This window comes from Halegenticoccus tardaugens, from assembly GCF_004116405.1.
Classification (GTDB): Archaea; Halobacteriota; Halobacteria; order Halobacteriales; family Haloferacaceae; genus Halegenticoccus; species Halegenticoccus tardaugens.
Genome location: NZ_SDIC01000004.1, coordinates 345,588 through 370,756, shown reverse-complemented (window position 1 = coordinate 370,756; position 25,169 = coordinate 345,588). Strand labels below are relative to the sequence as shown.

Annotated in this window: 28 protein-coding genes and 1 tRNA gene; 14 read left to right on the top strand and 15 right to left on the bottom strand. The window is 65.5% G+C overall.

The window, feature by feature from the left end:
• Window positions 1-87: 87 nt before the first annotated feature.
• Both C3L37_RS12810 and C3L37_RS12805 read left to right on the top strand, forming a co-directional pair.
• A complete protein-coding gene (locus C3L37_RS12810) occupies window positions 88-405 on the top strand; it encodes a hypothetical protein (RefSeq protein WP_129115003.1) in 318 nt (105 codons plus the stop codon).
• Window positions 406-924, top strand: coding sequence for a hypothetical protein (locus C3L37_RS12805; protein WP_129115002.1), 519 nt, complete (start codon window positions 406-408; stop codon window positions 922-924). It abuts the gene before it with no gap.
• A 127-nt stretch (window positions 925-1,051) separates the two neighbouring features.
• On the opposite strand, the gene C3L37_RS12800 is transcribed toward C3L37_RS12805, so the two are convergent.
• From C3L37_RS12800 to C3L37_RS12765, 9 genes are all read right to left on the bottom strand, one after another.
• Window positions 1,052-1,124 (bottom strand) — tRNA-Gln (locus C3L37_RS12800).
• A 134-nt stretch (window positions 1,125-1,258) separates the two neighbouring features.
• The gene (locus tag C3L37_RS24375; RefSeq protein ID WP_164974747.1) at window positions 1,259-1,426 is read right to left on the bottom strand and encodes a hypothetical protein; all 168 of its coding nucleotides are present in this window, start codon (window positions 1,424-1,426) and stop codon (window positions 1,259-1,261) included.
• 62 nt (window positions 1,427-1,488) lie between these two features.
• A complete protein-coding gene (locus tag C3L37_RS12795; protein WP_129115001.1) occupies window positions 1,489-1,923 on the bottom strand; it encodes a metal-dependent transcriptional regulator in 435 nt (144 codons plus the stop codon).
• A gap of 13 nt (window positions 1,924-1,936) precedes the next feature.
• Window positions 1,937-2,434: a ferritin-like domain-containing protein gene (locus C3L37_RS12790; RefSeq protein ID WP_129115000.1), complete on the bottom strand. Its 498-nt coding sequence runs from the start codon at window positions 2,432-2,434 to the stop codon at window positions 1,937-1,939.
• 234 nt (window positions 2,435-2,668) lie between these two features.
• A complete protein-coding gene (locus tag C3L37_RS12785; RefSeq protein ID WP_129114999.1) occupies window positions 2,669-3,412 on the bottom strand; it encodes a mechanosensitive ion channel family protein in 744 nt (247 codons plus the stop codon).
• A gap of 328 nt (window positions 3,413-3,740) precedes the next feature.
• The gene (gene sufD, locus C3L37_RS12780) at window positions 3,741-4,952 is read right to left on the bottom strand and encodes a Fe-S cluster assembly protein SufD (RefSeq protein ID WP_129114998.1); all 1,212 of its coding nucleotides are present in this window, start codon (window positions 4,950-4,952) and stop codon (window positions 3,741-3,743) included.
• Window positions 4,953-4,974: 22 nt separating this feature from the next.
• A complete protein-coding gene (sufB, locus tag C3L37_RS12775) occupies window positions 4,975-6,405 on the bottom strand; it encodes a Fe-S cluster assembly protein SufB (RefSeq protein WP_129114997.1) in 1,431 nt (476 codons plus the stop codon).
• 52 nt (window positions 6,406-6,457) lie between these two features.
• Window positions 6,458-7,369 (bottom strand): ABC transporter ATP-binding protein, encoded by a 912-nt coding sequence (locus C3L37_RS12770; RefSeq protein ID WP_129114996.1) that lies wholly within the window; start codon window positions 7,367-7,369, stop codon window positions 6,458-6,460.
• 213 nt (window positions 7,370-7,582) lie between these two features.
• Window positions 7,583-11,587: a DNA polymerase domain-containing protein gene (locus C3L37_RS12765; RefSeq protein ID WP_129114995.1), complete on the bottom strand. Its 4,005-nt coding sequence runs from the start codon at window positions 11,585-11,587 to the stop codon at window positions 7,583-7,585.
• Window positions 11,588-11,689: 102 nt separating this feature from the next.
• Between C3L37_RS12765 and C3L37_RS12760 the strand changes: the two genes are divergently transcribed.
• From C3L37_RS12760 to C3L37_RS12745, 4 genes are all read left to right on the top strand, one after another.
• A complete protein-coding gene (locus C3L37_RS12760; protein ID WP_129114994.1) occupies window positions 11,690-12,364 on the top strand; it encodes a helix-turn-helix domain-containing protein in 675 nt (224 codons plus the stop codon).
• 62 nt (window positions 12,365-12,426) lie between these two features.
• Window positions 12,427-12,615, top strand: a complete 189-nt coding sequence (locus tag C3L37_RS12755) for a DUF7331 family protein (protein WP_129114993.1) — start codon at window positions 12,427-12,429, stop codon at window positions 12,613-12,615.
• A gap of 40 nt (window positions 12,616-12,655) precedes the next feature.
• Window positions 12,656-13,120, top strand: a complete 465-nt coding sequence (locus tag C3L37_RS12750; protein WP_129114992.1) for a DUF7322 domain-containing protein — start codon at window positions 12,656-12,658, stop codon at window positions 13,118-13,120.
• A 25-nt stretch (window positions 13,121-13,145) separates the two neighbouring features.
• Window positions 13,146-13,568 (top strand): DUF7346 family protein, encoded by a 423-nt coding sequence (locus C3L37_RS12745; protein ID WP_129114991.1) that lies wholly within the window; start codon window positions 13,146-13,148, stop codon window positions 13,566-13,568.
• A gap of 3 nt (window positions 13,569-13,571) precedes the next feature.
• Here the strand turns inward: C3L37_RS12745 and rad50 are convergent, their stop codons facing one another.
• The 4 genes from rad50 to C3L37_RS12725 are packed head-to-tail and all read right to left on the bottom strand — an operon-like array spanning window position 13,572 to window position 18,298.
• The gene (gene rad50 / locus C3L37_RS12740; protein ID WP_129114990.1) at window positions 13,572-16,256 is read right to left on the bottom strand and encodes a DNA double-strand break repair ATPase Rad50; all 2,685 of its coding nucleotides are present in this window, start codon (window positions 16,254-16,256) and stop codon (window positions 13,572-13,574) included.
• Window positions 16,253-17,566 (bottom strand): DNA double-strand break repair protein Mre11, encoded by a 1,314-nt coding sequence (gene mre11, locus C3L37_RS12735; protein ID WP_129114989.1) that lies wholly within the window; start codon window positions 17,564-17,566, stop codon window positions 16,253-16,255. Before mre11 ends, rad50 begins: the two co-directional genes overlap by 4 nt.
• Window positions 17,563-18,009 carry a hypothetical protein gene (locus tag C3L37_RS12730; RefSeq protein WP_129114988.1) on the bottom strand — a complete coding sequence of 149 codons (447 nt, stop codon included), beginning with the start codon at window positions 18,007-18,009 and terminating at the stop codon, window positions 17,563-17,565. The genes mre11 and C3L37_RS12730 overlap by 4 nt, the downstream gene beginning before the upstream one ends.
• A gap of 25 nt (window positions 18,010-18,034) precedes the next feature.
• Window positions 18,035-18,298: a MarR family transcriptional regulator gene (locus tag C3L37_RS12725; protein ID WP_129114987.1), complete on the bottom strand. Its 264-nt coding sequence runs from the start codon at window positions 18,296-18,298 to the stop codon at window positions 18,035-18,037.
• A 135-nt stretch (window positions 18,299-18,433) separates the two neighbouring features.
• Between C3L37_RS12725 and pan1 the strand changes: the two genes are divergently transcribed.
• Complete coding sequence (pan1, locus tag C3L37_RS12720; RefSeq protein ID WP_129114986.1) at window positions 18,434-19,651, top strand: proteasome-activating nucleotidase Pan1; 1,218 nt, start codon at window positions 18,434-18,436, stop codon at window positions 19,649-19,651.
• A gap of 120 nt (window positions 19,652-19,771) precedes the next feature.
• Here the strand turns inward: pan1 and C3L37_RS25330 are convergent, their stop codons facing one another.
• Window positions 19,772-19,906: a hypothetical protein gene (locus C3L37_RS25330; RefSeq protein WP_267195319.1), complete on the bottom strand. Its 135-nt coding sequence runs from the start codon at window positions 19,904-19,906 to the stop codon at window positions 19,772-19,774.
• A gap of 104 nt (window positions 19,907-20,010) precedes the next feature.
• On the opposite strand from C3L37_RS25330, the gene nth reads away from it, so the two are divergent.
• The gene (gene nth, locus C3L37_RS12715; RefSeq protein WP_129114985.1) at window positions 20,011-20,697 is read left to right on the top strand and encodes an endonuclease III; all 687 of its coding nucleotides are present in this window, start codon (window positions 20,011-20,013) and stop codon (window positions 20,695-20,697) included.
• A gap of 58 nt (window positions 20,698-20,755) precedes the next feature.
• Complete coding sequence (locus tag C3L37_RS12710; protein WP_129114984.1) at window positions 20,756-20,995, top strand: hypothetical protein; 240 nt, start codon at window positions 20,756-20,758, stop codon at window positions 20,993-20,995.
• 61 nt (window positions 20,996-21,056) lie between these two features.
• Here C3L37_RS12710 and C3L37_RS12705 read toward each other — a convergent pair whose 3' ends face one another.
• Complete coding sequence (locus C3L37_RS12705) at window positions 21,057-21,536, bottom strand: DUF7321 family protein (RefSeq protein WP_129114983.1); 480 nt, start codon at window positions 21,534-21,536, stop codon at window positions 21,057-21,059.
• A 169-nt stretch (window positions 21,537-21,705) separates the two neighbouring features.
• On the opposite strand from C3L37_RS12705, the gene C3L37_RS12700 reads away from it, so the two are divergent.
• The 5 genes from C3L37_RS12700 to C3L37_RS12680 all read left to right on the top strand — a co-directional run bounded on the left by C3L37_RS12700 (window position 21,706) and on the right by C3L37_RS12680 (window position 25,158).
• The gene (locus C3L37_RS12700; protein ID WP_129114982.1) at window positions 21,706-22,545 is read left to right on the top strand and encodes a DUF7319 domain-containing protein; all 840 of its coding nucleotides are present in this window, start codon (window positions 21,706-21,708) and stop codon (window positions 22,543-22,545) included.
• Window positions 22,546-22,609: 64 nt separating this feature from the next.
• A complete protein-coding gene (locus C3L37_RS12695) occupies window positions 22,610-23,176 on the top strand; it encodes a plastocyanin/azurin family copper-binding protein (RefSeq protein WP_129114981.1) in 567 nt (188 codons plus the stop codon).
• The gene (locus tag C3L37_RS12690) at window positions 23,176-23,565 is read left to right on the top strand and encodes a DUF7318 family protein (RefSeq protein ID WP_129114980.1); all 390 of its coding nucleotides are present in this window, start codon (window positions 23,176-23,178) and stop codon (window positions 23,563-23,565) included. The genes C3L37_RS12695 and C3L37_RS12690 overlap by 1 nt, the downstream gene beginning before the upstream one ends.
• A 3-nt stretch (window positions 23,566-23,568) precedes the next feature.
• Complete coding sequence (locus tag C3L37_RS12685; RefSeq protein WP_129114979.1) at window positions 23,569-24,369, top strand: cytochrome b; 801 nt, start codon at window positions 23,569-23,571, stop codon at window positions 24,367-24,369.
• Window positions 24,370-24,381: 12 nt separating this feature from the next.
• On the top strand, window positions 24,382-25,158 hold the full coding sequence (locus C3L37_RS12680) for a cytochrome bc complex cytochrome b subunit (protein ID WP_129114978.1): 777 nt from the start codon (window positions 24,382-24,384) through the stop codon (window positions 25,156-25,158).
• Window positions 25,159-25,169: the final 11 nt, after the last annotated feature.

The following is a 25,169-nucleotide window of genomic DNA, read 5'->3' as shown; positions in this document are numbered from 1 at the left end:
GGCGTCGAATCCGCTGTACTCTCACACCCCTCCCATGCCAGTGGGTGCAAAGAAAGAATTAACCGATAGCGCTCACAGTGTACACACGTGAGTTCCGAACGTAAGAAACGCGTTCAGTTCCGCGCGCCCCGAGGGTTAGTCGAGCGAGCAGATGCGCTCGCAACCGTCTTCGAGACCGATCGCACGGACATCCTCACCAACGCACTGCGCAAGTACCTCCGTGAAGCATCTCACGACGACGACATCAAGCAGGAAATCGCCGGGGCGTACTACGATAACGGCATCACGTTCCAGCAGTTGAAAGAACTCGTCGGACACGAGGAGGCAGCGAACTTTCGCGTCCTGAAAAACCAACTAAGCGAAGAATTCCTTGACGAGACTGCGACGGAGCTGGCAGACTCTTAGATGGTATTACTCGTCGCAGACACGTCCGCTCTCGTCAGTCTCGGAACTGTCGCCACTCGCGAGAAGTCACCCCTCGGTATTATTCTCGACGAGCATCGGGTCGGTATTCCCGAGCAAGTAGTGGCAGAGTTGGAACAATCTGCGACGTACGAAGACCGTTCGGGTGACGCTGCACAGGCCGTTCTCGACCGCCTCTCGGAGTTCAGTGTGCGAGCCGCGAAACTCGACGAGGACTTTCCACTCGACGACGGCGAGAACGCAGCGGTTTCGTTGGCCAATGATCTCGACGCGACGCAATTTCTTTGCGATGAATTCAATCAACTCGCCCTTATTCACGCATCCTTGGCAGACACCCGACTCGTGACGACACCGACACTCTTGACTGCGTTCGTTCGCAACGGGCATCTCGCCCCGATGGACGCGGAAGACGTGTTGTCGAAGATGAGTGACGCGCGAAGTTGGGAAACGAACGCCTACGTCGCGCAGGCAAAGACGACTCTCCAACGAGAGAAGCAGTGAGTAGTTCGCAAACAATATGGCTGTATTATAGCTCCGAGTGGGTTCGAACCGCGAGGACTCGCTTTGCTCGCCCTCTGGGTGTCGAATCCTCCGTCCGCAATTCGCGCTCACTGTCGTTCGCGCAGAATAGTCCCGGGCGGATTCGAACCGCCGTCAACGGCTCCAAAGGCCGTTATGATTGGCCACTACACCACGGGACTGCCGATTCAACCTACCGGACAGATCCACTAAGCCGTTCCGGAACGCCGCCGCCGCGCGCGACGAGTGGCGCACGGTCCGTCGGCACAGAAACTCGAACGTCGGCGCGAAGTCGATCAGCACCCGCGCGCGCTGCTCACCCGTCGGTCGCGTGCTCGACGCGGTACCCGCCGCAGTCGGGGCAGACGTGGTACTGCACCTCGAAGCGCGACCCGCAGCCGAGACAGACGTACGGCGGTCGTTCCCCGCCGTCGATTCCGATCAGTCGTTTGAACTGTCGAAATCGAGCTACGTTCCCATCCATACGAACGACTGCGTGCGTCCGGAGGTATCAATCCTGTGGTCCGAACGAGAGGGGTGCGCCGATCAGTCCGCGGGGCGTTCGCTCTCGACTTCGAGGTAGCGACATGCGTCCGTTTCGGGGTCGAAACAGTCGGGACACTCGGGGTGTCGGTCGATGATGGTGTCGAGGCGCTCGGCGACGGTGTCGTCGATGACGCTTTCGAGTTCGCGGGCCTCCGCGCGGAACTCTTCGACGTCGAGGACGTTCGCGAGGAACCGTTCTATGATGCAGTAGGTCCGTAGCGCGTCGCGCGCGCGAACGATCCCCTGATCGGTGAGCTGGACGCCTTTGTACTTCTCGTGCTCGGCGAGACCGCGCTGTTCGAGCTTGCCGATCATCTCGTTCGCGCTCGCCGGGCTCACGTCGAGCATGTTCGCGAGCGCACCCGTCGCTGCCGGCTCGTCCTCCATCTGCTGGAGGAGGTAGATCGCCTTGACGTATTGGTCTGCGGTGTTCATGTGATCGCCCCGATCAGTCGCGTGTTTCCATGATTTTCGTCACTTCCTCGACGCCGGCGGCCTCCTCGTCGCGGATCTCCCGGAGGACCGAGAGGAGTCGACGTCGGTCGACGGAGAACTGTGCGTCGCTCGCCTCGATGGCGACGATGAGGTCGTCGTAGAACTTATACGCGGTCTCCTCGTTGCAGAGCTGGTCGTAGAGGACGCCGTCGAAGTCGTCCGGTTTCGTCCGGCCGTACTTCGCCTCGACGAGCGTCTCGATGTCCTCGAACGGAATGCTTTCGGCGTCCAGCTCGTCGATGACGGCTTCGAGGCGCTCGCGGTGTTCGGCCGACTCCTCGGCGGCGTGTTCGAGCAACGACTCGAGTTCGGCGTCGAGTCCGCGGTCTTCCTCGGCCAACGACTGGTAGTGGTGGTACGCGCGGGCCTCGACGACCTCCTCCAGCACGACGCCGATCTGGAGCAGGCGGGCGAGCTGGTGGTCCGAGGAGACCCTGTGACCGACGCTCACCGCGGGCACCTCCGGCCGGCAGGCGATACGCCTCCGTTCGCGTTCATACCACACGTTCGGTGGGTCGGCGACTTAAGCGGTTCCCTCGCCGTCGAGACGACCGGGGATCGAACCGGCGTCCGATCGGGTAACGAACCGTTGCGCCGTGTCAAAAAAGGGACCGAACCGAAACGGACCGACGCCCCGGCCTCGCGACGATTCGAGCGGCGTGCAGCGGGTCTACCCTCGCGCAGATCAGTCGTCAGACTGGGTGCCGCTCGTCTGACTCTGCCCCGTCGCGGAGCGCGCTCGTCCCGCCCACTGATCCATGTTCTGTGAGACGTAGTCCCGACCGCCGAGACCGAAGGCGATGCCGATCGCGAGCGCGAGGCCGATCGCCAGCCCGAACGCCAGCGCGCGGGCGAACAGGTAGAGGATCTGCACCTGCACGCCCATCGTGTCGAGGCCGATGACGAGCACCGCGAAGTACAGGAAGAACCGGACGCCGTCGGCGAAGATTGCCGTCATTCGGTCGTTCGTGACGGCCTCTGTACGGGAGATGACGTCGGCGACGAAGTCGGCCAGCACGAAGCCGAAGATGATGACGAGCAGGCCGGCGACGAACGCCGGGAGGTACGACACGGCGGTCGACACCCACTGGGAGAGCAGCGGAACCGCCAACGCGTTCGCGGCGGCGAGGATCGCCAGCAGGTAGATGTAGTACGCCGTGATCTTACCCAACCCGCGCGACATCGCGTCATCGCTCCCTCCGAGCCGGCCGAGCGGCGTGTCGCGAAGTCGCCTGTCGAGGCCCGCTCGATCGGTCAAGCTCCGAACGGCCCCGCCCAGGACGCGGCCGATGATCCACCCGATGATCAGGATGACGAGCGCCCCGATCAACCGGGGGAGGAACGCGATGATGTTCGAGATGGTGCTCTGTAGGAACTCGGGCACGCCTCCTTGAAGCACGAGCCCGGATGCGGTTTTTTGTGCAAGCATTGCAAGATATCATACAGCTACGCGCCCGCATAGTTATGTGGCTGATACTGCTCGCCGTCCGAGACGCCCCCAGACGTGTAAATTTCATCAACACATGTGATAAGAAATTTGTTGGATTTAACGCTCGGTTTCCACATATGTCACTCTGGATTCACTGACGCCGAGGCGATAACGTTACATCGGCACGCCGGACGGACGGACGGCGGTCGACCGTTTCGCGGCAATCGATGCCGTAATCAGGACTTTTCGCCGAGAGTCGCCACCACCGATACGAACGGAAAAACCGCGATCGGTGCCGGTGACGTCGGTCTATTCGGCTACCCCGCGGTCAGGGGCGCAGCCGAGCGGCGATGAGTTCTTCGAGGTCGTCGCGCAGCTCGTCGACCGCGATCTCGTCGAGGACGGGGACGAAAAAGCCCTCGACGAGCATGTTGCGCGCGAGACGGTCGGGGAGCGAACGCGACGTCATGTAGAACAGGTCCTCCTTGTCGACCTGTCCGACGGTCGCCGCGTGACTCGCCTCGGTGTCGTGGTTGTTGATGATCAACTTCGGAGACGCGTCGGCCTCGCTCTCGTCCGACAGCATTAGCGTGTTCTCGCGCTGGTAGGAGTTCGTGTCCCACGCCTCGCGGCCGACGTGCTGGACGCCCTCGTAGACCGAGCGCGCCTCGTCGTCGAGGACGCCGCGGGTGACGAGGTCCGCGGTGGTGTGCTCGGCGTTGTGCCAGACGCGGGCGTTGACGTCGAAGTGCTGATCCTCGTGGCCGAAGAACGCCCCGACGATCTTCGTCTCGCTCGCGTCGCCGTTGAGCTCCGTCTCGACGTCGCTCCGCGTGAGGCGGGACCCGAGGTTCCCCTCGATCCAGTTTACCGTCGCGTACGTGCCGGCGTCGCCGCGTTTCAGCGAGTACGAGTAGGTGTTCTCGTCGACGTTCTGGAGCGACCCGTACTGGACGTAGCTGTTCTCGCCGGCGACGACCTCGACGAGGTTGCTGAAGTAGCGGTCCCCCTCGATCTCCTCGCCGGAGGTGACCCGCTCCAGCACCGTCAGCGAACTCGACTCCTCCGTCACGACGAGCGTGTGGCTGAACAGCGACCGGGAGTTCATTTCGGCGCGGATCTTCACGTCCTCGGCGTTCACGTCCGCCGGGACGTGGATGAACGTCCCCGTCGTGAACAGCGCGGTCGAAAGCGCCGTCAGGTAGTTCGTCTCGGGGTCGACGACGGAGCCGAACGCGTCGCGGATCAGCTCCTCGTGCTCCGAGAGCGCCTCGACGAACGAGAGCACGTCGGCCCCCTCCGCTGCGACGCGCTCCGTGGCGTCGGCGGCGTTGAGCGGGTCGACGAGCGCCTCGAAGTCGAGCCGTTCGAGGTTCGTCCATCGGCGACCCGGCGTCTGGATGACGTCGGGCAGTTCGAGCTCTTCGAGGGCCGCGAGCGCGTCGAGGCGCGCCTCGAGGAGCCACTCCGGTTCGTCGCGTTCCTCCGAGAGCTGTCGTACCGTCTCCTCGGAGAGGTTGGCTGGCAGTTGCGTGCTCATGTGTGTCTGTCGTCGGGGGTGGTTACCCGAGGCTTCCCTCCATTTCGAGTTCGACGAGGCGGTTGAGTTCGACCGCGTACTCGATCGGCAGTTCCTCCGTGATGGGCTCGATGAACCCGGAGACGATCATCTGCTTTGCGTCGTCGTCGTCGAGGCCGCGCGACTGCAGGTAGAACACGTCCTCGTCGCCGATCTTCCCCACCGTCGCCTCGTGTGCCACGTCCACCGTCGACTCGTTGATCTCCATGTACGGCATCGTGTCCGAGGTGGACTCGTTGTCGAACATGAGCGCGTCGCACTCGACCGAGGTCGAGGAGTTCGCCGCGCCGTCGGCGATGTGGACCAGCCCGCGGTAGTTGGTGCGGCCGCCGTCCTTCGAGATCGACTTCGACTCGATGGTCGACTTGGTCTCGGGGGCGTTGTGGTACACCTTCGCGCCCGTGTCGATGTTCTGCCCCTCGCCCGCGAAGGCGATGGTGATGTGGTTGTCCGACGCGCCGCGGCCCTTCAGGATCGACGCCGGGTAGAGCATCGTGGCCTTCGAGCCCATGGAGCCGGAGATCCACTCCATGCGGCCGCCCTTCTCGACGATCGCGCGCTTCGTGTTGAGGTTGTACGTGTTCTTCGACCAGTTTTGCACCGTCGAGTACTGCACGTGCGCGTCCTCGCCGACGAACACCTCGACGCCGCCCGAGTGCAGGTTGAAGGCGGAGTACTTCGGGGCGGAACAGCCCTCGATGTAGTGGACCTCCGATCCTTTCTCGGCGACGATGAGGGTGTGTTCGAACTGGCCCATCCCTTCCGAGTTCATCCGGAAGTACGCCTGGACCGGCATCTCGACGGTCACGTCCTCGGGGACGTAGACGAAGGAGCCGCCGGACCAGATCGCGCCGTGCAGCGCCGCGAACTTGTTGTCCGACGGCGGCACGCACTTCGTCATGAAGTACTCGCGGACGATGTCGGGGTGCTCCTGGACCGCCCGGTCCATGTCCATGAAGACGACGCCCTTTTCCTGCCACTGTTCTTGCATGTTCTGGTAGACGATCTCGGATTCGTACTGGGCGCCGACGCCCGAGAGCGCGTTGCGCTCGGCTTCGGGGATGCCCAGCTTGTCGAACGTGTCGCGGATCTCCTCCGGCAGGTCGTCCCACGACTCCGCGCCGCCGCGCGTCTCGATGTCCGGGCGGATGTACGGGACGATCTGGTTCACGTCGACCTCCGAGAGGTCGGGCTGTCCCGGCCAGTCGGTCGGCATCGGCATCTTCTGGAACTGCTTCAGCGCGCGGAGGCGGCGCTTCAGCATCCACTCCGGTTCGTCTTTGTCCTCCGAGATGAGACGGATCGTCTCCTCGGTGAGACCCTTGTCGGCCTTGAACGCGGCCTTCTGCTCCTTCTTGAACTCGAAGCGGGCCTCGGTGTCGGTTTCCTTGAGGTGGTCTTGCTCGGAACTCATTGTAACGTGTTTACGTTCGCTAACTTATGTAGGCTCTGCTAGCTGCATCCGGTTACGCGGCCTCGTACACCTGCTCGCGGACCCAGTCGTAGCCCTTCTCCTCCAGCTCCTGTGCGAGCTCCGGGCCGCCCTCCATGACGACCTCGCCGTCGAGCATGATGTGGACCACGTCGGGCTCGACGTAGTCGAGGATGCGCTGGTAGTGGGTGATCTGGAGGACGCCCGTCCCCTGCTCGTCGCGGAGGGCGTTGATCCCCTTCGAGACGTCCTGCAGGCGGTCGATGTCCAGCCCGGAGTCGATCTCGTCGAGCACCGCGATAGACGGCTCCAGAATGGCCGCCTGCAGCACCTCGTTCTGCTTCTTCTCGCCGCCGGAGAAGCCGGCGTTGAGGTAGCGCTGGGCGAACTTCTCGTCCATGTCGAGGAGCTCCATCTTCTCCTTCAGCAGCTGCTGGAACTCGGCGACGCCGACCTCGCCCTCGTCGACGGGGCCTTCCATCGGCGACGTGTCGTACCCGACGTCCTCGTCCTCGTCGACCTCGTCGCCGTCCTCCTCGAAGAGCTCCTCGCGCTCTTCGATCTTGGCGTTGAGCGCCGTGCGGAGGAAGTTCGTCATCGTGACGCCCTCGATCTCGGCGGGGTACTGGAAGCCGAGGAAGATCCCGAGCGCCGCGCGCTCGTTCGGTTCGAGGTCGAGGAGATCCCACGTGCGCATGTCCTCGGGGATCTCGAAGTCCGCGCCGAACTCGTCCCCGTCGAGGTGGAGTAGCACCTCTCCGTCCGTCACCTCGTAGGCGGGGTGGCCGGCGATGACCTTCGCTGTCGTCGACTTGCCGGACCCGTTCGGTCCCATGAGGGCGTGGATCTCGCCCGAGTTCACTTCGAGATCGACGCCCCGAAGGATCTTCTCACCGTCCTCGACCGCGACCTCGGCGTGGAGGTTCTTGATTTCGAGTGTCGCCATGGTTGGTTGGTTGCCTCGTACTCGAACGGTGGCGAGTCCGCTCCATAATGCTTACGCATTTACCCCCTACGATTTCCGCCCTGAGAAAATTTATTTTCCGTTTGTGCAATCGATCGCGGACGAACGTCGATCGACGGTCGGTGGTCGGTGATCGACGGTCGGCGGTCGGCGGACGATTCGAGCGGTCCCCGGTTCGAGACCCGGTGTGGCAGCTCAGAGGAAGCTGCCGAGGCCGGTCTGTTGCTGTCCGCTCTTCACTTCGTCCCAGGAGATGTCGAGCGCTTCGATGACCCGCGCGATGGGGCCTTTCAGCGTCTTGTCGAGCATCTTCTCCCAGTCGACTTCGAACTCGTCCGGCACCTGATCGGCGTACTCGAAGCAGATGACGTCGGGGTCGCGCTTGAACTCCGCGTACAGGGGATCGCGCTGCGGATCGAACCCTCGCTCGTCCTCCATCCGCCGGAAGAACGACGGGTGGACCTTCTTCAGGTACAGCCGTTTCGGCTTGCTGCCGCGCTGGAAGTTGGTCCCGAGGAGGAGGTTGGCGTACTTCGCACCCCGCACCTGCGCGGTGTCGGTGTCGTAGCCGTCGAGGCGCTTGCCGATCCCGCCGGGGATGCCGACGTCGTCGAAGTCCACGTTCCCCGCCTGGAAGTCGGTGATGACCTCGTGGACGTAGCGTTTGACCTCCTCGAGATCCTCCCCGGTGACGATCATCTCGATGACCCGCTTTTGCACCCGCTTCGTGATCGGGGCGATGTCGGAGCGTTTGTACTCGAAGCCCGTGATGTCGATGTCGTCGACGTCCTGCCCCTCCTTCCAGACGATGTGGCCGGCGTAGCGCTTCTTGCGGCCCGCCTGGAAGAACCGACGGTACAGTTTCTCGAACTCGATCTCGAAGCGGTGCTCCGCCGCGCCGAGCTCCTCGCGCGCGAACTCGTCGTAGGAGGCGTTGATGTGCGACTCGATTTCGAAGGACTGCTCGATGGCGTCCTCCTTCGTCACGTCGGGGCCGAGTTCGAGCATGACGCTGTCGGTGTTGTGGAGAACGATCCCGCCGACGCCGTCGACGAAGTTCTCGTTCTTTTCGACGCTGAGGTCGTACACGTAGCCGTCGTACTCGACTTCGGTGAGAGCCGGGTCGCGACCCTCGCGGTAGTAATCGCAGGTGCGAATCGTGTACGAGCCCTTCGAAGCTCGGTATTTCAGCGAGTGTTTCTGCCCGCGCTGGGTGAGCAACATCGACAGCCCGGCAGCGAGTTCTCGGCTCACCGTCTCGAAGTCGAAGTTTCGCTCGGCGTACGCGTCGGAGTATCGCGGGAACGTTCTCGATCCGTCACCCTCGACCGCGGTCCGGATGAACAGCGTCTGGAGTTCGTCGGGGAGGTGAAAGACGAACGACGGAACGCGCTTTCCTCGGCACGTTTGCCCCGCAAACTCCCGGAAGAACACCGCCGCGAGTTCGTTCATCATCTGGAGCTTGAGCGTCCGATCGTCGTACCTCAGCACCGTTCCGTCGGAGCCGGGTTCGGACGGCAGACGACGTTCGTCGCGCACGTCACTCTCGACGATGCTTGCGGTCGTATTGTCGAACAGTCGGTAGTAGTCACGCCGGAGTTGTTCGAGCCACTCCCGCCGCGACTCCGCGATGCTCGCGCCGTAGCGACTCTCCGTCGTTTCGGCCGTCGAAGAGCTTCCTTCGGCAACGTACGCCGCGAGGAGTCTGACGAGCGCGTACCCGTCCTCGCTGTCGACATCGATGTAGCGCTGGACGCGGACGGTCTTCGGTTGATCACGGTGGTGTTCGTGTCCGAACCAGACGTATTCGTCGTCGGCGCGGACGCGTTTTACCTTCGTTCGGGAGTGAGCACTACCGACGCTCCGCCCGTCCTCGTATTCGCGTTCGTACCCGCTGAGGATCTCGTACACGTCGATCGTCTCGACCGCGTCGACGTCCGGGAGTCCGTCGACCCGACGCGGTTCGTCCACGTCGTCCGGACTGGCTTCCGTCAGTTCGCCGTCCACGTCGACGACGTACGAATGGTCGCGAGTCGTCGTCGACTCTCCGAACATGTGCTGAAGTGTGACGATCGGTTTGTCCGTTTCGTGCCTGATCGCCTGCTTGATCGGTTGCCACTCTGACTCGCCGTTCTCGTTCACGGAGAGCGCTTCCCATCCGTCGACCGCTCGACGCTCCTTCCCGAGAGTCGTCGCGGCGACCGGACCGCCGTCCGCGGTGATGAGCACTTCCGAAGTCGCCTCCGGTCGGCCCTGCTCGAAGAGCTCCTCGATCGGGAGGAGCCGAACCCTGCCGGTCGGGTCACGTACGACCACGGGGCGGTCGCCGGTCACACTGTCGCCGTAGGCGACCTCGTAGTCGATCTCGTTTGCGGCGGTCTGCGTGAACGCGATGACCTCGCGCCCCGTCGCCGTCACGGCCGCGCCCATCTCCTTGTCGTAGAGGCGGAAGCGATCCCAGCCTAGCACCCCGTACAGCGAGTTCATGATCACCTTCACGGCGGCCTGCTGTCGATCGTAGATCTTGTACGCGTCGGCGTCGGGGGCGTGTTCGTCCCGGCGGTTCTTCTTGTTCTCGCGCTCGGTGAGCAGCTCGTCGACCATCGCCCGGATGATGCCGTCCGGTTCCTTTCGGAACTCGGTGCCGTTCGGCGCGAGGTACGTCTCGCCGTCGTAATCGGGGCCGACCTTCGTCTCGGGGCTGGCGTTGATCGTCACCATGCACATCGGGTACAGCGATTTCAGGTCGAGCACGGTGACGTTCTCCTTGACGCCCGTGATCGGATCGAACACCGCGCCGCCCTCGTACTCCTCGGCGTCGGCCTGCCCCTTCGACGGGAGCGCGTAGTTCCCGTGGACCTTGTGGAGCACGTAGATGTCCACCGCGTCGCCGGGGGTCGGCGCGTCTTCGAGGAGGCAGCCGACGAACGTCCGCACCTCGTCCCAGAAGGGGATCACCTCCTGTTTGCGGTCGATCTCCACGCAGAGCTCCACGTCGCGCACGTTGTACTCCAGCAGCCGCGTCGGGTTCTCCTCCCAGAGGTCGCCGATGTCGCCCGAGTAGCGCTCCTTGCCCACGTCGAGTTCGAGTTCGCCCACGGCGTCCAGCCGGTACGACTCCAGCTCCGAGAACTGCGTCCGCCGGTAGGCGTACAGCAGGTCGAACACGACCCGCCCCTTGATGTCGGGGCCGCCCCAGCCGCTTCGCCAGACCTCGTTCACGCGAGAGAGGCGGCCGGCGCTGAGATCGTGCTCGCTCCGCGGGTTGAGGACCTCCAGCCGATCGAGGAAGTACGGCGCGTCGAAGTCCTCGAAGTTCCAGCCCGTGAGGACGTCCGGATCCGTCTTCTCGATGTACGCGATGAAGGCGTCGAGCATGGCGTCCTCCGTCTCGAACGAGCGAACGTCGACGTCGGTTCCGTCCCGGTAGGGGTCGTACCCGTCGAGCGCGTCGGGAATCTCGCCGGTCCCGTCGGGGGCCTCGTAGAGCCACGCGACGTACTCGTCCCGGTACGAGTCGTGGCTCGTCAGACAGACGATCGGTTCCTCGCCGTCCTCGGGGAAGCCCGACCGGTCGTCGACCTCGATGTCGAACGTGTTCACGCGGAGGTCGGCGTCGGCCTCGACCGATTCGACCTCGGTGTGCGGCACCTGAATCGTGCCGTCGTCCAGCCGGCGGTCGGGCACGCGGACGCCGCCGCCGATGTCCTTGTCGATGAGGAACCGGTTGGGAAAGAGGATGTCCGCCTCGTAGTGGTCGAAGTCGTCCCGCATCCTCCCCACGTCGCGCGGCGTTCGACCGTAGATCTTGGTGAGGCTCTCGCCCCGGATGCTCCGGTAGCCGTCCTCGGTGCCGGTGATCGAGTCGCGGTCGAGCGCCTCGTCGGTGAGCCCGTCCGTCGGCGCGTAAAAGTACGGCCGAAAGCCGAGGACGCGGACGTGAACCGGCTCGTTGTCCGACGTGCGGCCGAAGACGTGGATGACGGGGTACTCGTCGGAACCCTGTCCTTCGATGGTGTAATCGACCTGCGCCACGGCGACGTCGACCGTTCCGTCCGCCTCCGGGAACCGCAGTTCGGAGGCGTCGATGACCTCCGCGGTCGCCCCGCCGCCGTTGCCCGCGACGGCGGCGGCCTCCTCCGTCGGGCGGTCGGCGTCACCGCCCCCGACCGCGAAGTCGTCGAACCCGCTCTGTTTCATCGTGTCGGTGCTTTGCTCCGGCGGATAAAAACCCCCGCGGTGTCGCCGCACCGACCGACGTGTCCGGGAGTTTATGCCGGTCGCGGTACTCTCTCGGATCGGATGAGCACAATAGCCGAGTTGGGGCTTCCGGCCGACGAATTCGCGCTCGTCGAAACCTTCGACCGGGTGGAAAGCGCCGAAGCAGAGGTCGAGCGCGTCGTCGCGTTCGAACGGGACCGGGTCTTCCCGTTCGTCTGGCTGACCGCCGACGGGGCCGATCGCGAGGCGGTCGACGCCGCGCTCGACGCCGACCCGAGCGTCGAGAACGTCCAGCTCCTCGCGGACCTGGACGACGAGTGGCTGTACCAGATGAACTGGGTGAGCGACGTCCGCGTCGTCGCGCACATCCTCCTCGACGAGGACGCGACGGTCCTCACCGCCGTCGGACGGGACGACCGCTGGCACCTCCGCGTGCTGTTTCCCGATCGCGCGTCCCTCTCTTCGACGTACGACTTCTGCGAGCGCGAGGGGTTTTCGCTACAGGTTGCGAGCATCTACGACCTCGACGACCGCAATCACGGCCAGTACGGTCTGACGAGCGAACAGCACGAGTCGCTCGTGACGGCCGCGGAATCGGGCTACTACGACATTCCGCGGGAGGCGACGCTGAGCGACGTCGCCGAAGAACTCGAAATCTCCCACCAGGCGCTCTCGGAGCGACTCCGTCGAGGACACGGGGGACTCGTCAAGAACACGCTGCTCGTCGGCCCGGGCCCGGACGACGACCTCATCTGAGCATTCATTCGGTGAGGGAATCCACAAAACATATATTGTGTCATGCGATACCATGTCATGCAATGGTCAACGACGCCAGCGACGAACGGTGGGACGAGATGGACACCGAATCGGCGTCGCAGGGTGAAGACCCCGACGTCGGGACGATAGAGTCGTACGAAACGGATTCCGGCGTCGTGTTTTACGACGCGGAGAACCCGCTCGCGTGGGTGCAGGCGGCGCGAGCGATCCGGCTGAAAGAGCACGCCTGAAGTCGAACGTTTTTCTTCGCTGCCGACCGACGATCCGGTCGTGTCCGCCGATCCGCCGTCCGACGAGTCGGACGATCCGTGGCCCGACGAGCCGGACGAACCGAACCCCGAAGCCAGGTGGGGCGACCCCGAACGCGAGCTGCCGAGCGTCCCGAGGGCGCCCGAACCGCGCCAACCGAGCCGGCCGCGCGCCGACGCCGCGAGCGACGTCTCCGGGGCGTTCTGGGCCAGCGTCTTCTTCGTCAACGTGGGGCTGTTCGGGCTCAGCCTCGGGGCGCTTCTCATCTACTTCCGCGGCCAGTGGACGCTCGGGCTCGCGCTGACCGGCGGGGGGCTCCTCGCGCTGCTCCGAACGGCACAGGTCTACCACGAGTTCAGACGGAGCCGCAGCGGCGAGAGCGAAGACGACGAGCGGGAATCGAGCGAGACGGAGGGCGCGGACGACGAGGAGCGCCCGACCGACGATCGCCGTCGGCGGACGAGCGAAAGCGGGCGGAACGCCTAACCGCGCGCGCCGCCAGCCTCCGCGTATGCAGACGGTCCGAGATTCGTCCGGAAAGCGGTACCTCCTCCTCAAGCGGTCCGGCTCGTCGAGTCTCGTGCGCGACCCCGGAACGGGCGAGGAGCGGTACGTGAGAAACGACGACCTCGACCCGGTCGACGGGGAGTCGCCGCTCGTCGCCGCCGCCGCCGGCGTCCCCGCGCCGGTCCGACGCGTGCTCACCGCGGTTCCGACCGACCGCGCGCTCGGCCTCCTCGTCGAACTCGTCGATCGGGGACCGCTCCCCGCGGTCGAGCTGCTCGACGCGTACGACCTCTGCGAGAGCGACCTCTACGGCCTGCTCGCGGAGTTCCGCGCCGCCGGACTCGTCGAGGAGGCTCGCGTCTACGGCGAACGCGGGTACGAGGCGACCGATCTCGCGAGCGAGGCGATCGGATCGCTCAGGGGGTGAGCGTCAGTCGTCCGCCGGGGATTCGAGCTCGGCGACGAGCGCCGCCTCCTCGCGCCTGACGGCCGAGCGGTTCGTCGTCGAGTTCTTCTCGACGGTGACGAGGTCGTCCGCCGCGCCGACGAGTTCGTCGTCGTGGCTGACGATGACGATCTGACGGACGCCGAGCGCGCGCATCTCCGAGACGAGGTCGACGAGTCGGGAGACGTGCCCCGAATCCAGAAACACCGTCGGCTCGTCGAGGATGAGCGGCGGCATGGGGGCGGCCCCGTCGATCCCCTCGGCGAGCAACCGGTAGATGGCACAGCGCAGACTGAGGTTGAAGAGCGCCCGCTCGCCGCCCGAGAGCTGCTCGGGTTCGAGCGCGGTTCCGTCCTTCTGGAACACGGTGAGTTCGTACTCCCCGTCGAGCCGGATCCGGGAGTACGCGTCGTTGCCGTAGACGAGGTCGAACGTCTCGTTCAGCATCCGTTCGAGGCTCTCCACGTTTCGACGGCGGAGCTCCGACCGGAGGTCACCGTACATCCGTTCGAGGGCCTCCGTCTCCTCGTGGAGCGACGAGAGCGCGTCGACGCGTCCCACGAGGGCGTCGCGCTGTTCGCGGAGCGTCTCCAGCTGCGCGATGTCCTGTTCGACGCCGCCGACGGCGCTCTGTAACTCGTCGCGACGGTCCGCGAGCGAGTCGAGCTCGTCCGCCACCCGCTCGATGTAGTCTTCGGCCTTCGCCTTCCGCTTTCGCGCCTGCCGTATCCGCTCGTCGTCGACGCCGTCGCGGAGTTCGGTCCGCCTCGAACGCTTTTCGTCCAGCCGGTCGCGACGCTCGTCGTTGAGTTCCGCGAGGCTCTCGCGCCGCTCGCGGAGCCGGTCGATCCGCCCCTCCGCGTCGTCGATTTCGGAGCGAAGCGCCTCGATTCGGTCGAGCCGGTCGCGCGCCGTTTCGACCTCCTCCCGGTCGGCTTCGACCGCGTCGATCGCGTCGCGAACGTCGTCGACCTCGGACGTCTTCTCCGACGCGACGTCGCGTTTCTCTTCCGCCTCGGCCGCCAGCCCGTCCGCGTCGGATTCGAGCTCGTCGATCAGATCGCGCTTTTCGTCGATCTCGCGCGTCTTCTCCTCGATCCGCTCTTCGAACATCTCCCTGCTGCTGCGGAGTTCCTCGATCCGCCGCTCCGCCTCCGCGAGCGCGGCCGCTTCGTCGACGTCGTCCTCGAGCGCCGATCGGCGTTCGCGGACGGCCTCCAGCTCCGCTTCGAGCGACTCGACGCGCTCTCTGTCCGCGTCGATCGCGTCGAGGTGTGGGGATCCGTCGACCGGCTGGCCGCACTCCGGACACTTCCCCTCGTCGAGCAGCGCCTCGGCCTCTTCGACGCGCGTCGCGGCGCTTTCGAGGTCGGCCCTCGTCTCGGCCTCCTCGTCGCGAAGGTCGGCGCGCTCGGCCCGGAGCTCCGACTCGTACGCAGCGGCCTCGCCGGGCGCGATCGGCGCGTCGTCGAAGCGTTCTTCGAGGTCGGCGCGTTCCGCGTCGAGTTCCGCGAGCGATTCGCCCCGCCGTTCGAGTTCGTCCGTCGCCGCCTCGACGGCCGTGCGCAGGTCGTCGGCTCTGTCTCGTTTTTCGTCCGCGCGCGCGTCGCACTCGTCGGCGCGTTCGGTCAGCTTCTCCGCCTGGTTCGAGAGCATCGTGACCTTCGCTCGAAGGTCCGAGAGCCGCTCGTCGAGTTCGGTCCGGCGCTCCGCGAGCGCGGCGCGTCGCGACTCGATCGCGTCCGGATCGGCGCGCTCGATCGACGAGTCCGCGAGCAACCCGTCGATCTCGTCGGCGCGCTCGTCGATCCGTTCGCGAGCCTCGCGGATCTCGTCTCGACGGTCGTCGCGTTCGGCTTCCGTCTCGGAGATCTTCTCCTCCAGCTCCTCGATCTCCTCGGCGAGGCGGGCGAGATCCTCGCGCTTTTCTTCGTACCCGTCGAGGACCCGTTTCGCCTCGTCTCGGGTTCGTTCCGCCTTCTCCCGCTGTGTCTCGTAGTGTTCGAGCTCGTCGACGACGCTTCCGAGTTCGGATTCGAGGCCGTTGAGTCGCTCGTGGAGGTTCTGGTCCTCCTTGGCTTCGATCTGGGAGTCGAGTTCGGAGAGCCGGCCACGCTTGTCCGCGAGCACGTCGTTCACGCCGAGTCGAGCGTCCGCCGCGCGCTCCCGATAGGCTTCGAGCTTGCCGAGCTGGAGGAGGTCGTCGATCATGTCCTGCCGCTGGGAGGGCGTCGCGTTGATGAGCTTGTTCACCTCCCCCTGTCGAACGTACGCGCAGTTGACGAACGCCTCCGCGTCCATCCTGAGCATGTCCGTCACGCGCCGGCGCACGTCGCGCGCGCCGTCGACGGTCGATTCCGGCCCCGTGAGAACGCACTTCGCGGTGAGCGTGCGGTCGCCCGACCGACGGAGTCGGCGCTCGATGTGGTACTCGTCGCCGTCGTGGGTGAACCACAGGTCGATCTCCGCGTCCTCCTCGCCGTTCGTGATAGCGTCGTCGAGCGTTCCGTCGAGCGATTTCGACCCGTAGAGGGCGAAAAAGCACGCTTCGAGCAGCGACGACTTCCCGCTGCCGTTCAACCCGTGGATGACCGTCACCCCGTCGCGGAGGGTGAGGTCGGTGTCCTCGTACGGTTTGAAGTTCACGAGCCGGATGCGGTCGAATCTCACAGGAAGTCCTCCATCGAGACCTGGCCGTCGTCGGACGCCGAAGCGGAAGGCCGCTCGGCGTCGACGTCCGCACCGGCGTCGGGCGCTGCCGCGCCGTCGCTCGCGCTCGCTTCGTCGGCCCCCGGCCCGTCAGCGGTGCCTTCGTCAGCAGACTCGTCGTCGGCCTCTCTCTCGTCCTCCGGACCGTCTCTCGCCGGTGGCGCGCGCGCGAAGGCGCCCGGTTCCTCGTCGACGAGCCGCTCGACCCGGGTCCGCACGTCGTCGCGGACGTTCGCGTCGGCGACCTTGCTCGCCCGGACCGTCTCGTCGACGTCGATGGCGGCCGCCGAGAGCCCCAGTTCGGCGATGCGCTCGCGGACCGCCTCGTCCGGGTCGGCGAAGGTCACGGAGAGTTCCGCCTCGGTGTCCACTTCCCGCCGGTCGGTGACGCGGACGACGAGCGCCCCCCGGTCCGTCGCGAACTCCTCGACGGCCGCGGGCGTCACCGGCTCGCCGTCGCCCGCGATCTCGACGACGACGACCGCGTCCGACAGGTCGTGCTGGCCGACCTGCTCGCGCACGCGGTCGACCCCTTCGCCCTCGGCGAGGTCGACCTCGACGAACGCGAACGGCCGCGTGTCGAGCGCCCGCCGACGGACGTCCGCGTCCCCGTCGAACTCGACGACGTTGTACCCCCGGCCGGCGCGTTCGGCCGCGCTCGCCCGCTCGGTCGAACCGCAGTAGGTGACCCACGCGCCCTTCACCTTCGCCGTGTCGGTGACGTGATTGTCCCCGAGGAGGACGGCGTCGAACGCGACGTTCGACGCGTCGAGGACGGCTTCCGTGTCCCAGTTCGCGTGCGCGAACGGCGTGAACAACCCGTGCGCGACGAGGGCCGCGTGCGAGGCGTCGTGCGGCTCGAAGCGATAGTCGAGTTCGTCGCGCCGCGACGGAGGGACGTGATCCAGTCCGTAGAAGGCCGTGTCGCCGATCACCCGCGGTTCGCGACCGAGTCGAACCGCGAGGCCGAGCCGCTCGAACAGGTCGAGCCACTGGCCCCCGCGGGTAGATTCGTGATTGCCGACGATCGCGAGGAAGGGAACGTCGGCGTCGCTCAGCGTCCTGAGCGCGGAGAGCGTTCCGAGGAGATCCTGCAGTTCGGGTCGGCGATCGTGAAAGAGGTCGCCGGCGTGAACCACCGCGTCGAAGTCGCCGTCGACGGCGTCCGCCACGACCTGCTCGAACGCCGCGAGAAAGTCCCGTCGTCGCTCCGGCGAGTGGTACTGCTGGTACCCGATGTGGGTGTCGCCGGTGTGGATCACCCGAGTCATCTGTCCCACCCTTGGCTACGACCCGGTAAAATCGTTGTGCGACCGGGGCGAAAGTGATCCGGCCGGCGTATCCCGTCGTCGTCGGCTGGTTCGACCGCCGTATCGGTGCGGGGTTCCCCGGCGACGCGTCGACACCGCTCGACGGTTCGACGGTACCGCTCGACGACGGCGAGCGCGCGCTGTCCCCGCCGGGCCGCGTCCCTGTCGCCGCGCCGCTCGGCCGCGCGGACCGCCGCCCGGAGTCGGCGGAGGCCGTCTCCGTCGCGATTCCCACCGCGACGACCACCGTCGTCGTGGCCCTCGCAGAACGCCGCCGCGTCGACGACGGCGTCCATCGCGTCGGCTCCGGCCCGGATCTCGTCCCGATAGTCCCGACCGCCGCGTCGGTCGCGCCGCTCTGCGAGCGCGCGGAGGGCCCGTTTCACCGCCGTCGGATTCGCCACGGGGCGTCTGGAGCCGCCTTCGTACTTAAACGTTCAGCGTGTAGAGACGCTTTCGCGCGTCGGAGAAGGAAAACCGCGACTCGACGACGTCCTCCTCCTCGAGTCGGGTCAGGGCGTATCTGACCGTTCGCGGCGGCAACAGCGTCTCCTCGGCGAGTTGGCTCTGCGTCAGCGTGTCGTTGTAATCGAGGACCTTCGCGACGAGTTTCGCGCTCGGCGGCATCTCACGAACGGGCCCCCACCGATCCGCGGGTTCGTCGCTCCCGACCGCCTCTGTGGTGCACGTCATCTGCCCCGGAGTGGGGGATACAAGGTAATAATATTTACCATACAGAAATATTACTTTGGTGCATTTCATCGTTCGTAGCTGTCGGGGGAGTATGCGACCCGAAGTCTCTTATCCACCACCGACCTAAGGCGAACGATGACCGATACTGTGGACGACGTCGACCTGCCGTACGACGAGGAGGCGGCGTCGCAGCAGGAGAAAATCGAGGTACTCCAGGAGCGTCTCGAGGTCCTCGAATCCCAAAACGAGGAGATGCGGGACAAGCTGCTCGACGCGAACGCCGAGAACAACAAGTATCAGCAGAAGCTCGAGCGGCTGACGCACGAAAACAAGAAGCTGAAGCAGTCCCCCCTCTTCGTCGCGACGGTCCAAGAGATCTCCGAGGAGGGCGTCGTCATCAAACAGCACGGGAACAACCAGGAGGCGCTGACGGAGGTCACGGAGGAGATGCGGTCGGATCTGGAACCCGACGCCCGCGTCGCCGTCAACAACTCGCTCTCCATCGTCAAGAAGCTCGAAAACGAGACCGACGTCCGCGCCCGCGTGATGCAGGTCGAACACAGCCCCGACGTCACGTACGAGGACATCGGCGGGCTCGAAGAACAGATGCAGGAGGTCCGCGAGACGGTCGAGATGCCGCTCGACCGCCCCGACATGTTCGAGACCGTCGGCATCGACCCGCCGTCGGGCGTGTTGCTGTACGGCCCGCCGGGCACGGGCAAGACGATGCTCGCGAAGGCCGTCGCGAACCAGACGGACGCGACGTTCATCAAGATGGCCGGCTCCGAGCTCGTCCACAAGTTCATCGGCGAGGGCGCGAAGCTCGTCCGCGACCTCTTCGAGGTCGCCCGGGAGAACGAACCGGCGGTGCTGTTCATCGACGAGATCGACGCCATCGCCTCGAAGCGGACCGATTCGAAGACCTCCGGGGACGCGGAGGTCCAGCGGACGATGATGCAACTGCTCTCGGAGATGGACGGCTTCTCCGACCGCGGGGAGATCCGCATCATCGCCGCGACCAACCGCTTCGACATGCTCGACCCCGCCATCCTCCGGCCGGGTCGGTTCGACCGCCTCATCGAGGTGCCGAAGCCCACCGACGAGGGCCGCGAGATCATCTTCAAGATCCACACGCGCAAGATGAACGTCGACGACGACGTCGACTTCGCCAGGCTCGCAGAACTCACCGACGACGCCTCCGGCGCGGACATCAAGGCGATCTGCACCGAGGCCGGCATGTTCGCCATCCGCGACGACCGCACGGAGATCTACATGCGCGACTTCCTCGGCGCGTGGGAGAAGATCCAGGCGGAATCCGACGACGACGCCGACGTGTCCCGCGCGTTCGCCTGATCGCTGCGCCCTCGACCGTCCCCCCGTCTCGACGCTCCCCGGCGTGCGCTCGCCGAAGCTGTTTTCTCCCGCTTTTCATCCCGCGGAGCGAGCGTACTCGCAAGGCACCGACGGTGACGCCTATAGCGCGACAAAGAGCAGGTAGGGGACGAGAAACAGGAGCGCGAACATCACGAGCAAAATGAGTCCGTAGCCCGCGCCGACGCCGATCGCCGTGCGCCACGATTCGTGGTCGAACTCGCCGGGGAGGTTCATGCGGGATCGGTCGGAGCGGGCCGGCTTAACTCTTCGCCGCCGGGTGCCCTCGGGGCGGCTGCCGACTTCGAATCACTCAACACGCTCGGTTTCGACGTGGTCGTATGGGCACCCCGCTGGAACCCCGAGAGGAGCAGGTTCTCGAAGTCCTCGATCGCCTGTACGACGAGTATCCGGACTCGACCATCTCGCTCGATTTCTCGAACCGGCTCGAACTTCTCGTGGCTGTCGTGCTCTCCGCGCAGTGCACCGACGAGCGGGTGAACGGGGTCACCGCGGACCTCTTCGAGAAGTATCGGACCCCCGAGGACTACGCGACCGCCGACGTGGACGAACTCTCCGACGACATCGGTTCGATCACCTACCACAACAACAAGGCGAAGTGGCTCAAGAGCGCCGCCGAGACCATCGTCGAAGAGCACGGCGGCGAGGTGCCGGACACGATGGAGGAACTGACGGAACTGACGGGCGTCGGTCGGAAGACCGCGAACGTCGTCCTCCAGCACGGCCACGACGTGGTCGAGGGCGTCGTCGTCGACACGCACGTCCGACGGCTCTCGCGTCGACTCGGAATCACGGAGGAGGAGTACCCGAAGGGGATCGAGCGCGACCTCATGTCGATCGTTCCCGAGGCGGACTGGCAGCAGTACACCCACCTCCTCATCAGCCACGGCCGGGCGACGTGTACGGCCATCAACCCCGACTGCGGGGACTGCGTGCTCGAAGACGTCTGTCCGTCGTCGAAACTCGATCACGAGGTCGATCTGGCGAGCGGCGAGCCGTGGGGGTGAGTCGGGGTCGACGGGAGCGGCCAGAATACATAACGGGCCGACCGTCGAAACCGGACCCATGACGAAAGACGAACACGGGATCGACCTCGAAGAGGACACCGACCTCCCCGTTCAGGGCGAAGACGAGGACGAGGAGGAAAAAGAGGAGGCCGAGGCGGAACGACGGGAGGCGGAAGCCGAGGCCGAAGCGGAGGAGCGCGAACGCGAGGTCGAACAGCGGTCCGAGGTTCGAGAGGAGAAAGCGGCGGAGCAGGAGAACCCCGATCGCCACCGCGACGAGGAACCGTACCAGAGCTAACCCGATCCCCGACCCGGCGAAGGCGGCGCACCGCAACCGACGACCGCGTTTTTCCCGCCGTTCAGAGCAGGTACAGGAGCACGTAGCGGTAGACGCCGATCAGATACGCGCCGATCCAAAACAGCACGTAGCCGAACACGCCGATCCTGAGCCGCCCCCGCCAGGCACCCATGTTCTCGTGGAGGTCGTCGAGGTCGACGTCCTGGTCGGGGTCGCGGTAGAGGTTCGCCCGGTGCTTCGCCTGGAAGATCCGGACGATCCCCGTGAGCGCGAACACGAGCATCGCGTACGCCTGCAGCCCCAAAATTGCGTGGAGCACCGCGAGGCCGCCGAGTTGCTGGAGCAGGCGCGGGATCATCCACGCGACGACGGGGATCGTGTTCAGCGCCAACCCGACGGCGATGAACGTGAGGTGGTACGTGAGCACGTCCCACGTCACCGTTTCCGCGTCGATCATGATCCACGCGCCGTAGAGGTAGAAGGGAAAGCTCGCGGTGACCATCAGCGCGGCCAGCGTCGCGATGGCCGTCTCGCCTACCATCGGCGTGTGTTGAACCCCCCTCGGGGTAAAGGGACCGAATTTCGTCCGGCTCGAAAGGACCCGAACCCGTTCGGGGAAAGCGCGGCGCGCCGGACGTGGTCGAGAAGCGCCCGACGCGTCGGACGAGGGTCGGAAAGCGTATACGCGTGTAGGGAGTAGTCGAGAGACGATGAGCGACCCGTCATCGACGTCGGCGGAGACGCCGGACGACGGGCCGGAAGACGCCGACGGAACGGCCACCGACGCGGACGAGTCGGCCGGCGCGGACGACGAGTTGGAAACCCTCCGGCGGCAGGTCGAAGAGAAGTACGACTTCGAGAACTTCGGCCCGAGGGACATGGCGGAGATGTCGCTCGAAGAGTGGGAGGCCGTCTTCGACCCCGACTCGTGGATCACCGGCGAGGAGCTGCTCGACCGCGTCGAGAGGGATCTGACGGCGCGTATCGCCGATCGCGACGTGTTCGCGGTGCTCGAACGGATCGAAGAGGGCGGCGAAGAACGGCTCGTCGCGTACTCCGACGAGGGGTACGCCGTCGTCTTCCCCGACGGCAGCGTCGAGGGGCGCGGGACCGTGCTCCGCGACGTGAAGCCGACGGTCGCGCTCTGTTCGATGGAGCGGTACGAGGTACCGGAGCCGCCCGAGGACGTCTCGTTGCCCTCCCCCGAAGAGGTGGCCGAAGGATCCGGCCAACTCGGCAACTGGATGCTCCAGATCGTCGCCGCGATGCAGATACTCGCCGGGTTCGGACTGTTCGCCGCGTGGCTCGGTACCGACGTGGACACCATCGTCGCCCCGGTCGCCGGGTTCCTGTTCTTCCTCGTCGGCCTCTTTCTCTTTCTCGTCGTCGCAAACGCCCGGCTGTCGGATCGATTCCGCGCGGAGGAGTACCGAAACCGGCTCCGCGCGGTCGGCCTCGAAGGCGGCGAGCGTCCCGACTTCCTTCCGCTTTCCGACGACGCGAACGCGCCCGACCGCGACCGGCGAGAACGCGAGACTGAGAACCGTTGAACCGGGGTGTGAGACGCGGTGGAGTCGGTGGGTTTAAGCGCGTCCCATCCTCAGTGTCGTTTGTATGAATAGGCGGGACTTTTTACGCACGGCCGGAGGGTCCGCCGCAGTCGCGGCGTCGGCCGGAACGGCCGCCGCACAGGAAGACGGCGGTGGCGGCGACGGCGGTGGTGGCGGCGGTGGCGGCTCCGAGGAGGTCATCGTCGGTCCCGGCGGCGACCTCTCGTTCGACCCCGAAGAGCTCGAAGTTGCGCCCGGGACGACGGTGACGTTCGTCTGGGAGTCGGACGGGCACAACGTCGTCCCGAGCGAGGGCGACTGGGGCCACGAGAACATCGAGAACTCGGGCTTCGAGTACGAACACACGTTCGAGGAGGAAGCGGAATACGAGTACGTCTGCACGCCCCACGAATCGGCCGGCATGGTCGGAACGCTCGTCGTCACGCAAAACCCGAGCACCGGCGAGGGCGGTCCCGGCGAGAAGGAACTTCACGAACTCGGCGTGCCGATCCAGGCCCACTGGGTCGGCGCGTCGACCATCCTCGGCATCGTCGTGACGATCATCTACACCTTCTACATCCTGAAGTACGGCGAGTCGCCCAACACGGGTAACACCGGAGGGAGGTCGTAATGTCCTCGTCCGAGAGTTCCTACGGCGACATCCACCGCTACGAGCCGGCGCGAGAGAGCACGGCGGCCGCGATCGCGATCGTCCTCCTGACCGCGATCGAAGTCGCCTTCGTGTTCCTGTTCGCCTACGGACTCCTGTCCGGGTGGGGCCTCACCGACATCGGAAACATGTTCCTCGGGGGCGTCCTCACGGTCGTGTTCATCGACCTCGCGTTCATCCTCGCGCTGTACCGCAAGGAGTTCCTGCCGGACGTGATGATCGTGAAAAAGCGCCGTCGCAAGTGGGAGGACCTCTACGTCCGCGAGGACCAGGTCGACGGGGCGGAGGTGGGGGCCGGCGACGCGTGGGAGCACGTAAAGCGCGCGATCTACCCCTACTACAAGAGGTAACACATGAGCCTAGAGAAAAAAGACGACTTCGACCACAAGGGTTGGATGAAGGAGAAGGACCTCACGCCGGTCGAGACGACCTTCCTCACGGCGCTCATCTGGCTCGACACGCGCTTTCGCATCGTCGACTACCTGGAGATCCTCGAAACCCTCTACTACCGGATCAACCTCCAGATGCCGAAGAGCCACACCGAACAGTACAACCTCGACAACAAGTTCTGGTACTGGTATCCCCTGTACACGCTCGGGCTGTTTTCGACGCTCGCGTACATCGTGGCCGCGATCAGCGGCGCGCTCCTCGGCTTTTACTACGCGCCGTCGACGGCCGAGTCGGGCGATGCGACCGTCGCGTACGAGGCGCTCCGGTACATCATGACCGAACTCCAGTTCGGCTTCATGCTCCGGAGCATCCACCGGTGGGCCGCGCAGGTGATGGTCGCGGCGGTGTTCCTCCACATGCTCCGCGTGTACTTCACCGGCGCGTACAAGGAGCCGCGCGAGCTCAACTGGCTCCTCGGCATCGTGCTCATCTCGCTGACGATGGTCTTCGGGTACACCGGCTACCTGCTGACGTGGGACCAGCTTGCGTTCTGGGCCGGACAGATCGGCGTCGAGATGAGCCTCTCGATCCCGCTCGCGGGCGAGTGGGTCGCACAGCTACTGTTCGGCGGCTTCACGCTGACGCAGGCGACGTTACAGCGGATGTACATCTTACACGTGTTCCTGCTCCCGTTCGTGGTGACGACGCTCATCGCGATCCACATCGGCATCGTCTGGGTGCAGGGCATCGCGGAACCACACTGATCGGAGCACACCATGACCGACACAAACGATCCAAACACGGACGACGGCACGGAGGTTCGCGCCGACGGGACCGGCATCGTCGCACCCGACGACGAGACGCCGACGTGGCGCGAGCGAAAGGAGCGGACGACGGGTCTCTCGCGGTTGACGTACGAGTACTTCGAGCGCGCCCGGCGCGAGGATCAGGACCTCAGAGGGGAGTCGACGTACATCGAGCGCGACGTGCTCGGCTTCCCGACGTGGCCCCACGAGATCATCCGGAACCTCTCGATCGCGTGCTTTTTCGTCGGGATGATCCTGTTCCTCTCGGCGACGATGCCGCCGCACCTCGGCGAACCCGCGGACCCGAGTTCGACGCCGCACATCATCCTCCCCGACTGGTACCTGTACTGGTCGTTCGGCCTGCTGAAACTCACCCCGCTCAACCCCGACCTGGCGATCCTCGGCGGCGAGAAGATCATGGCCGACCGGACGTACGGCGTGCTGGCGAACGTCGTCATCGTCGGCGCGATCGCGATCGTGCCGTTCCTGAACAAGGGGAGCGCGCGTCGGCCGGTCGAGCAGCCGTTCTGGGCGGCTGTCGGCGTCGGCGGCGTCGTCTTCGCCTTTACCATCAGCGTGCTGGCGGTGCAGAACCTCGTCCCGCTCGACGTGCCGCTGCTTTTCGACCTGACGTTCCTCCTCCCCATCGTCGCCGGGATCGTCACCTACGCGGTGTTGAAGACGATGCGCGAGGGGTACATGTACGACCTCAACCGCCGGTACTACATGCTCAGGCCGCCGAAGTAACGCGACCGATC